Below are 9,177 nucleotides of genomic sequence, written 5' to 3'. Positions count from 1 at the left end.
GGGGGCCGCGACGATGTCCATCAACGATATTCCGGAACTGTCGGTGCTTCGCACCAAGATGCAGTGGCATCAGGAGCGCCAGCGCGTCCTGTCCGAGAACGTCTCCAATTCCGACACGCCGAAATTCCGGCCGCGCGACCTGGTCGAGCCCAAGTTCGACAAGGCCGGCACCGTCACGGGGTCCATGGGGCCCTTGGTCCTGACCCGGACCAGCGCCTCGCATTTGGCGCCGTCGGGGGCCCCTTCCGCCTTCGACCAGAACAAGAATGCGGGCTTCGAGACCCGCCCGGCCGGCAATGCCGTCAATCTCGAGGAGGAGATGATGAAGGCCGCCAGCAACCAGATGGATTACGCGGCGGTGACCTCGCTCTATTCGAAGAGCCTGCGCCTGCTGAAGACCGCGATCGGCAAAGGTTAGGCCCTAAAGGAGGCGGATCATGGCAAATGACAGCAGCGACTTCGCCCGCTCCATGGCAATCGCGACCTCGGGCCTGCGCGCGCAGGCCGGCCGCATGCGGGTGATCTCGGAGAACATCGCGAATGCGGATTCGACGGCGCAGACTGCCGGCGGCGATCCCTACCGGCGCAAGGTGCCGACCTTCTCATCCGCGCTCGACCGCACGCTCGACGCGCAGGTCGTCACCCTCGGCAGGATCAAGCCCGACCAGTCCGCCTTCCGCGTCAGATACGAGCCGAACAATCCGGCGGCGGATGCCAGCGGCAACGTCAAATATCCCAACGTGAACTCGGTGGTCGAGATGACCGACATGCGCGACGCACAGCGGTCCTACGAGGCCAACCTCAACATCATCAGTGCGACGCGCCGGATGATCCAGCGCACGCTCGACATCCTCAAGAGCTGAACAGGACATTTAAGCCATGGCATCACCGACAATCGCCGCCAATGCTTACGCCAGCCTCGCCCGCGTGCTCGAGAACACCGGCGCCGGCAAGGGCAGCGAACCGAACGGGCAATCCTTCGCCGCGCTGCTGAAGGACGCCGTCGGCAGCGTCGTGGAATCCGGCCGCAAGTCCGACGCGCAGACCGTGGCAATGGCCTCCGGCAAGGCCAACGTGATGGACGTGGTTACGGCGGTCGCAGACACCGATGTCGCGGTGTCCACACTGGTCTCGGTCCGCGACCGTGTCATCGCGGCCTATGAAGACATCATGAAGATGCCGATCTGATTTGAAGCGAGTGGCGAATGGCGAATGGCCAGCTCTGGCCACCATCCGCTACTCGCCATTCGCTACTCGCTTCTCGCGCCTTCCTCTAACCCCATCGGAACCTCCAAATGACCGGACCCGAGACCCTCGACGTCGCGCGCGATGCGATCTGGACCATCGTGATCGTGTCGTCGCCGCTGATGGTGGTCGGCCTCGTGGTCGGCGTCATCGTGTCGCTGTTCCAGGCGCTGACGCAGATCCAGGAGCAGACGCTGATCTACGTGCCGAAGATCCTCGCCATCTTTGCCACGATGCTGTTGGCGCTGCCGTTCATGGCCGATTCGATGCACGCCCACATGCTGCGGATATCGTCGCGAATCATAGGCGGCTGAGGCACTATGCGTGAATTATGCGCATCGACGTCTCGCTGCTGCCGGCGCTCGCCGCTTCCTTCATGCTCGCCTTCGCCCGGGTCGGCGCGATGGTGATGCTGCTGCCCGGCCTCGGCGAGACCAACATCCCGACGCGGATCAAGCTGTCGATCGCGCTGCTGCTCACGCTGATCATCCTGCCGCTACATCGCAACGCCTATCAGGTCGACATGGGCTCGCTGGCGCCGCTGCTGGTGCTGATGCTGCATGAGATCGCGATCGGCATCGTGCTCGGCGCGACCGCGCGCGTGACGTTGTCGGCGCTCCAGGTTGCGGGATCCGTGATCGCGCAGCAGATGGGGCTCGGCTTCGTCACCTCGGTCGATCCGACGCAGGGCCAGCAGGGCGTGCTGGTCGGCAACTTCCTGACCATGCTGGGCGTGACGCTGCTGTTTGCCACCGACAGCCATCATCTGGTGATCGCGGCGCTGAACGACAGCTACAGGATCTTCTCGCCGGGCGAGACCGTGTCGAGCGGCGACGTCGCCTCGCTGGCAACGCGCGCCTTCTCCGCCGCGTTCCGCCTCGGCTTGCAGCTCTCCGGGCCGTTCCTGGTGTTCGGCCTCGTCTTCAATATCGGACTGGGCGTGCTGGCGCGGCTGATGCCGCAGATGCAGGTCTATTTCGTAGGCGTGCCGCTGTCGATCTTCGCGGGCTTCCTGGTGCTTGCCGTGGTGCTCACCGCGATGATGGGCACCTTTCTCGACTACTTCATCGGTGTCATGCACCAGATGATGCCGCTCAAGTGAGGGGGATCGATCGGTGGCCGAAGACAACGATCCCGAAAGTCAAACAGAAGACCCGACGCAAAAGCGCCTCGACGATGCGCTCGAACGCGGCGACGTCGCCAAGAGCCAGGAGATCAACACCTGGTTCATGATGGCGGGCGGCACGCTCGTCGTCTCTACCTTCTCGGGCTCGGTCGGCAGCGGGCTGCTGACGCCGATGCGCAACCTGCTTGCCAATTCCTGGATGATCAAGACCGACGGCAAGGCCCTGCTCGCGCTGATGCAGCAGATCGAGCTCGCCGTGCTTGCCGCGGTCGGCGTGCCCCTGTTGATGCTGGTGCTGGCGGCCATTACCGGCAACATGCTGCAGCACCGGCTGGTTTGGTCGGCCGAATCCCTGAAACCCAAGTTCAACAAGATTTCGCCCGGCGCCGGCTTCAAACGCATCTTCGGCAAACAGGCGGCGGCCAATTTTCTCAAGGGCATCGGCAAGCTCGTCGCCTTGGCCGTGGTCATGACCATGATCCTGTGGCCGGAGCGGCATCGCATGGAGGCGATGGTCAGGCTCGATCCGGCCGCCATGCTCGGCGCCAGCACCAGCATGACCATCCAACTGCTCGGCGCGGTGGTCGCCGCGCTGGCGATCGTCGCCATCGCCGACTATTTCTTCCAGTACCGAAGCTGGTTCCAGCGGCAGAAGATGTCGCTCCAGGAGATCAAGGAAGAGTACAAGCAGTCCGAAGGCGACCCCCACATCAAGGGCAAGATCAGGCAGCTGCGGCAGCAGCGCGCCAAGAAACGCATGATGGCGGCGGTTCCCAAGGCCTCCGTGATCATCACCAACCCGACCCACTATTCGGTGGCGTTGTCCTACGAGCGCGGCATGACCGCGCCGATCTGCGTTGCCAAGGGCGTCGACAATCTCGCCTTCAAGATCCGGGAGATCGCGCGCGAGCACGACATCCCGATCGTGGAGAACGTGCCGCTGGCCCGCGCGCTCTACGCCACCGTGGACATCGACCAGGAAATCCCGACCGAGCACTACCATGCCGTTGCCGAAGTCATCGGCTACGTCATGCGCCTGAAGCGCGGATTCAGCGCCGGGCGGGGATAAGATGCCCGAAAAGTACCGGAAATGGCCGTAATCTGGGAATCAGCGTACCTTTCGCCCTTGCTGCCCTTGCACCTTAGGGTCCGATTCAGGCAGGGAGGACCCCACGCGCCCGGTGGCGCGTTGATTCTCTGCCGACAGGCTGCGCCAGCTCGAGAATGACCGCCGAGACCGACCACGACCTCACACGCGAGCCCGTTGCGGCGCACGAGCCGTCGCCGCGCTCGGGCAGCATTGCGCTGGTGCTGCTGGTGGCAGCCGGCCTCGTCGCCGTGGCCGTCGGGCTGATGACGCTCGGGCGCGCGCAGGCGCAGCCCTATATCCTCGGTATCCTCGCCGTGCTGGCGATGGTCGGCCTGTTCAACCTGTTCGCCTTCGCCGCCGGCATCATCCGCTTCGCCGACCGCAATCTCGACGATCCCGTCATCGGCCGCATCTCCGATCACGCCTTCGACGGCCTCGCGGTCACCGACGCGCGCGGACACGTGGTCTATTCCAATGCCGCCTATCTGACGCTGACCGGCGCCACCGGCCCGCAGGACGTCCGCCCGGTCGAGCGCGTCTTCATCGGCAATCCCGACGTCTCGGAAGCCGTGTTCCGGCTGCTCAAGGCCGCCCGCGAGGGCAAGCGGCAGCAGGAAGAGGTGCGCATCTCCGGCCACGACGGCAATCAGGGCCGCTGGCTGCGCATGCGCGTGCGCCCGCTCGGCACCGGCAAGCGCGAGGCGAAATACGCGGTGTGGTCGATCGCCGACATCACGCGCGACCGCGAACGCCAGGAGGACGTGTTCCAGGAGCTCCAGCACGCGATCGAATATCTCGATCACGCCCCGTGCGGCTTCTTCTCGGTCAATCCGGCCGGCGAGCTCGCCTATGTCAACGCGACATTGGCGAACTGGCTCGACTACGACCTCGCCGAGATCGGCTCCGGCGGCCTGAAGCTCACCGACATCGTCTCCGGCGACGGCGCTTCGCTCTTGACCTCGATCGTGGCGGTGCCGGGCGAGGTGAAGACCGAGGTGTTCGACATCGACCTGCGCATGCGCACCGGCAAGACCATGCCGGTGCGGCTCTATCACAAGCTCGCCTTCGGCGCCGACGGCGCGCCGGGGCCCTCGCGCACGCTCGTGATCAGCCGCGCCCGCGACGAGCGCAGCGACCCTGATCGTGCCGCCGAAGTGCGCTTCATGCGGTTCTTCGACCACACGCCAATGGCGATCGCGACCGTCGATCGCGCCGGCAACGTGGTGCGAGCCAATGCGCGCTACGCCAAGCTCAGTCAGGCGCTGGGGCTCGACACCTCCTCCAAGTCGATCTTCCGCGCGGTCAATTCGCGCGACCGGCACCTCTTGATCGCGGCCATCAACCAGGCCGCCGAAGGCAAGGCCGACATCGCGCCGGTCGAGGTGGCGCTGGAAGGGGCCAAGGAACGCTGGGGCCAGTTCTTCGTGACGCCGGTCGATTCGGCCGAGACCGAGGCGGAAGCCGCCATCGTGCACATGCTCGAGACCACCGAGCGGCGCGCGCTGGAAAACCAGATCAACCAGTCGCAGAAGATGGAGACGGTCGGCCAGCTCGCCGGCGGCATCGCCCACGACTTCAACAACGTGCTGTCCGCCATCATGATGGCGAACGACTTCCTGCTAAACGCGCACAAGCCGACCGACCCGTCCTTCCAGGACATCATGCAGATCAAGCAGAACGCAACGCGCGCCGCCACCCTGGTGCGGCAGTTGCTGGCGTTCTCGCGGCGGCAGACGCTGCGGCCGCAGGTGCTCGATCTCGGGGACGCGCTGTCCGATCTCACCATGCTGTTGCGCCGGCTGATCGGCGAGAAGGTCAAGCTCGACCTCGTCCACGGCCGCGACCTCTGGCCGGTGAAGGTCGACGTCTCCCAGTTCGAGCAGGTGATCGTCAACCTCGCGGTGAACGCGCGCGACGCCATGCCTGACGGCGGCAAGCTGATCATCCGCACCGCCAACGTCACCAGCGACGATTCGGGCAAGCTCGCCTATAAGGGCATGCCGGCCGCGGATTATGTCCGCATCGAGGTCGCCGACACCGGCACCGGCATCCCCGCCGACATCCGCGACAAGATCTTCGAGCCGTTCTTCTCGACCAAAGAGGTTGGCAAGGGCACGGGCCTCGGGCTCTCCACCGTCTACGGCATCGTCAAGCAGACCGGCGGCTTCATCTACGTCGATTCCGAGCCGGGGCAGGGCACCTCGTTCCACATCTTCCTGCCGCGCCACATCGCCGAACCGGAGGTGCAGGTCGAGCAGCCCGCAGCCGCAATCGGCGCGACCAGCGGCGCCGCGAAGGAAGCCGCGCCCGCGGCGGCAGAGGCGAAGCCGCGTACCGACCTCACCGGGCAGGGCACCATCCTGCTGGTCGAGGACGAGGAGGGCCTGCGCGCGCTCAATGCCCGCGGCCTGCGCTCGCGCGGCTACACCGTGGTCGAGGCCGAGAACGGCGTCGAGGCCATGGAGGTGCTGGACGAGCAAAGTGGCGCGATCGATCTCGTCGTCTCCGACGTCGTCATGCCGGAGATGGACGGCCCGACGCTGTTGAAGGCCATGCGCGAGAAGAACCCCGACATCAAGTTCATCTTCGTCTCCGGCTATGCCGAGGATGCCTTCGAGAAGAGCCTGCCCGAAGGCCAGCAGTTCGACTTCCTGCCAAAGCCCTTCACGCTCAGCCAGCTGGTGGCGGCGGTGAAGGAGACGATGACGAAGCAGGGGTGAGACCTGCCGCTCTCCTCGCAATGACGGCTGGTGGGCCAGCTCGGCTCGCGGACCCGGGGAAAAGCGGAAATCGGGTCGTAAACCCGGCGGTAAGCATCCTCCAATGGTTCCCGTAAAACCCCTGTCATATATGGGCTTTTGCCACATCCCCGCGACTGAGGGCCGCAGCCGCAAGTTTCGAAACCGGCTTCACTTTTCGGGAAGTCTGACCATCTTAGGGGTACGTCCCCATGCCGGGGATTTGGGAAACGCACATGACTTTCTCGCTTCGCTCCCGGAAATTCTTCAACGCGATCGCCGTCGTTCTGGCGCTTGCGCTGCCGACCGCGCTGACGATCTCGTCGGCCGACGCCCGCGCGGGTGGCGGCATGTCGTCCGGTTCGCGCGGTACGCGCTCCTATTCGGCGCCGCCGTCGACCACGACCGCCCCCGGCTCGGCCTCGCAGTTCAACCGCACCTACACCCAGCCGGGCGCAGGCATGAACTCGGCGGCGACCGCGCCGGCGCGCGGCGGCCTGTTTGGCCGCGCCGGCGGCTTCATGGGCGGCCTTGCAGCCGGCTTCCTCGGCGCCGGCCTGCTCGGCATGCTGTTCGGTGGCGGCCTGTTCGGCGGCCTCGGCGGCCTGTCCTCGATCATCGGCCTGATCATCCAGATCGCGCTGGTGGTGCTCGTGGTCCGGCTGGCGATGTCCTGGTGGCAGCGCCGTCACGCTCCGCGGGCGGCTTACGCCAATGCTGAGGCCGGCGCAGCGCCCGGACCGCAGACGAACTATCGCAGCGGTCTCGGTGGTGGCCTTGGTGGCGGCCTCGGCGGCTTCGGCTTCGGCGCCAACAACGCGCCGCTCGAGATCAAGCCGGACGACTATGAGGCGTTCGAGCGCCTGCTCGGCGACGTCCAGGCCGCCTGGTCGAACGAGGACGTGGCCAAGCTGCACACGCTCGCGACGCCGGAAATGGTCTCCTATTTCGAGCAGGACCTCGCCCAGAACCGCGCCCGCAATGTGGTCAACAAGGTCACGGATGTGAAGCTGTTGCAGGGCGACCTCGCGGAAGCCTGGCGCGAAGGCGAGACCGACTATGCCACGGTGGCGCTGCGCTTCGCGCTCACCGACAAGACGGTGGATCGCAACACCGGCGCAATCGTCGCCGGCAGCGAGCAGCCGGGCGAGGCGACCGAGATCTGGACCTTCGCCCGCCGGCCGGGCACAGGCTGGGAATTGTCAGCGATTCAGCAGACCAACTGATCGCGGACGAGATGAGGAACCAGGGCGTCGTGCTTCGGCACGGCGCCCTTTTCTTTTGGGCCTCTCGCAGCACGGCATCGGAATAAGCGGGGGCGCCTCGGGTTGAAGTCAGGCGGCGAACAAAAACAACGTTGGGAGGACAGGATGATCCGTATCGAGAGATCCATGACGATTTCCGGTGTAGCGCTGGCCATGGTCTTGCTTGCTTCCCCATCGGCGCTGGCGCAGTCGGCCGACATGACCTTCTTCGTGACCTCCAACGGCCCCGGCAAGGGCGCCGATCTCGGCGGTCTCGAAGGAGCCGACGCGCAATGCCAGAAGCTTGCACAAGCCGCCGGCGCCGGCACAAAGACTGGGCGCGCCTATCTGTCGACGCAGGCCGCCGACGGCAAGCCGGCCATCAACGCCAAGGATCGCATCGACAAGGGGCCGTGGCAGAACGCCAAGGGCACGGTGATCGCCAAGGACGTCGCCGAGCTGCACGGCGCGAGGAACAATCTCACCAAGCAGACCGCGCTCAGCGAGAAGGGCGAGGTCATCAATGGTGCCGGCGACCAGCCGAACCGGCACGACATCCTCACGGGATCGCAACCGGACGGCACCGCGTTCGCCGGGCCGGACGATCGCACCTGCAAGAACTGGACGTCGAGCACGCAAGGCGCCGCGATGGTCGGCCATTTTGATCGCCGGGGTCTGCGCGACGATGAGCCCTCGAAATCCTGGAACAGCTCTCACCCCTCGCGCGGGCCCGACGGCGGCTGCTCGCAGGCCGATTTGAAGACCACCGGCGGCGACGGTCTGCTGTACTGCTTCGCGACGAATTGAGTTTGGGGCGCTAAGTTCTTTCCAGCCGTCATTGCGAGGAGCTCTTGCGACGAAGCAATCCAGAGTCTTTCCGCAGAGGCAGTCTGGATTGCTTCGCTGCGCTCGCAATGACGGGCAGGTTGCGCGGCCGTTGCCTCACGCTGACGGAACCTTCAGCCACGTGCTACATTGGTCCGATCGCCTCCACGCTCACGGACCTCTCCCATGAAATACGAGCTCTACTACTGGCCCGAGATCCAGGGCCGCGGCGAATATGTGCGGCTGGCGCTGGAGGAGGCGGGTGCCGCTTACGTCGATGTCGCGCGCGGTCCGCGCGGATCGGCCGCGATGATGAAGATGATGGATGCGCAGAAGGGCACGCCGCCCTTTGCGCCGCCGTTCCTGAAAGCGGGCAAGCTCGTCATCGGCCAGACCGCCAACATCCTGCTCTATCTCGGCTCCCGCCATGGGCTTGCGCCGAAGACGGAAGCCGGCAGGCTTTGGGTGCACCAGCTTCAGCTCACGATCACCGACTTCGTCGTCGAGATCCACGACACCCATCATCCGCTCGGGCCCTCGCTCTATTATGAGGATCAGAAGGCGCCAGCGAAGAAGCGCACGGCCGACTTCTGGGACGAGCGCGTGCCGAAATATCTCGGCTATTTCGAGCGGCTTCTCGCCGGGAGCGGCGGCATTTACGTGACGGGCCGGCGCCTGACCTATGTCGACCTCTCGCTGTTCCAGCTCGTCGATGGGCTGCGTTATGCTTTCCCCAAGCGCATGAAGGCGTTCGAGAAGGATGTCCCGGGCCTGGTCGGCCTGCACGAGCGCATCGCCGCGCGGCCCAACATCAAAGCCTATCTCGCAAGCGAGCGCCGCATTCCCTTCAACGAGCAGGGCATCTTCCGCCGCTATCGCGAGCTGGATCGATAGCGGCTTCGTGCAGTT

10 protein-coding genes are annotated in these 9,177 nt (G+C 65.4%); all 10 read left to right on the top strand.

Annotation, left to right across the window (positions count from 1 at the left end; translation table 11 throughout):
- The first annotated feature begins 13 nt into the window (after nt 1–13).
- Nucleotides 14–418 (top strand): flagellar basal body rod protein FlgB, encoded by a 405-nt coding sequence (gene flgB / locus ACVWYQ_RS10370; protein WP_271545076.1) that lies wholly within the window; start codon nt 14–16, stop codon nt 416–418.
- A 19-nt stretch (nt 419–437) separates the two neighbouring features.
- Entirely contained in the window at nt 438–863 is a 426-nt protein-coding gene (gene flgC / locus ACVWYQ_RS10365; protein WP_036013073.1) for a flagellar basal body rod protein FlgC, read from the top strand.
- A 16-nt stretch (nt 864–879) separates the two neighbouring features.
- Nucleotides 880–1,188, top strand: coding sequence for a flagellar hook-basal body complex protein FliE (gene fliE / locus ACVWYQ_RS10360; protein ID WP_036043790.1), 309 nt, complete (start codon nt 880–882; stop codon nt 1,186–1,188).
- 107 nt (nt 1,189–1,295) lie between these two features.
- Nucleotides 1,296–1,559 (top strand): flagellar biosynthesis protein FliQ, encoded by a 264-nt coding sequence (gene fliQ / locus ACVWYQ_RS10355; protein WP_025037372.1) that lies wholly within the window; start codon nt 1,296–1,298, stop codon nt 1,557–1,559.
- Between the two features lie 17 nt (nt 1,560–1,576).
- The gene (fliR, locus tag ACVWYQ_RS10350; RefSeq protein ID WP_157280795.1) at nt 1,577–2,347 is read left to right on the top strand and encodes a flagellar biosynthetic protein FliR; all 771 of its coding nucleotides are present in this window, start codon (nt 1,577–1,579) and stop codon (nt 2,345–2,347) included.
- A 13-nt stretch (nt 2,348–2,360) separates the two neighbouring features.
- Entirely contained in the window at nt 2,361–3,440 is a 1,080-nt protein-coding gene (gene flhB, locus ACVWYQ_RS10345) for a flagellar biosynthesis protein FlhB (protein WP_271545070.1), read from the top strand.
- A gap of 155 nt (nt 3,441–3,595) precedes the next feature.
- A complete protein-coding gene (gene cckA, locus ACVWYQ_RS10340) occupies nt 3,596–6,181 on the top strand; it encodes a cell cycle histidine kinase CckA (RefSeq protein ID WP_271545069.1) in 2,586 nt (861 codons plus the stop codon).
- Between the two features lie 230 nt (nt 6,182–6,411).
- Nucleotides 6,412–7,425, top strand: a complete 1,014-nt coding sequence (locus tag ACVWYQ_RS10335) for a Tim44 domain-containing protein (protein ID WP_128264483.1) — start codon at nt 6,412–6,414, stop codon at nt 7,423–7,425.
- Nucleotides 7,426–7,569: 144 nt separating this feature from the next.
- Nucleotides 7,570–8,250, top strand: coding sequence for a lectin (locus ACVWYQ_RS10330; protein ID WP_404539789.1), 681 nt, complete (start codon nt 7,570–7,572; stop codon nt 8,248–8,250).
- 204 nt (nt 8,251–8,454) lie between these two features.
- Nucleotides 8,455–9,162 carry a glutathione S-transferase gene (locus tag ACVWYQ_RS10325; protein ID WP_057030310.1) on the top strand — a complete coding sequence of 236 codons (708 nt, stop codon included), beginning with the start codon at nt 8,455–8,457 and terminating at the stop codon, nt 9,160–9,162.
- Nucleotides 9,163–9,177: the final 15 nt, after the last annotated feature.

The organism is Bradyrhizobium sp. USDA 3397, assembly GCF_054060965.1.
This window is presented reverse-complemented; position numbering and strand designations above follow the sequence as displayed.

Bases quoted from the DNA above. Each gene is read 5' to 3' on its own strand.
- flgB (WP_271545076.1), top strand. From the start codon at position 14: ATGTCCATCAACGATATTCCGGAACTGTCGGTGCTTCGCACCAAGATG.
- flgC (WP_036013073.1), top strand. From the start codon at position 438: ATGGCAAATGACAGCAGCGACTTCGCCCGCTCCATGGCAATCGCGACC.
- fliE (WP_036043790.1), top strand. From the start codon at position 880: ATGGCATCACCGACAATCGCCGCCAATGCTTACGCCAGCCTCGCCCGC.
- fliQ (WP_025037372.1), top strand. From the start codon at position 1,296: ATGACCGGACCCGAGACCCTCGACGTCGCGCGCGATGCGATCTGGACC.
- fliR (WP_157280795.1), top strand. From the start codon at position 1,577: ATGCGCATCGACGTCTCGCTGCTGCCGGCGCTCGCCGCTTCCTTCATG.
- cckA (WP_271545069.1), top strand. From the start codon at position 3,596: ATGACCGCCGAGACCGACCACGACCTCACACGCGAGCCCGTTGCGGCG.
- ACVWYQ_RS10335 (WP_128264483.1), top strand. From the start codon at position 6,412: ATGCCGGGGATTTGGGAAACGCACATGACTTTCTCGCTTCGCTCCCGG.
- ACVWYQ_RS10330 (WP_404539789.1), top strand. From the start codon at position 7,570: ATGATCCGTATCGAGAGATCCATGACGATTTCCGGTGTAGCGCTGGCC.
- ACVWYQ_RS10325 (WP_057030310.1), top strand. From the start codon at position 8,455: ATGAAATACGAGCTCTACTACTGGCCCGAGATCCAGGGCCGCGGCGAA.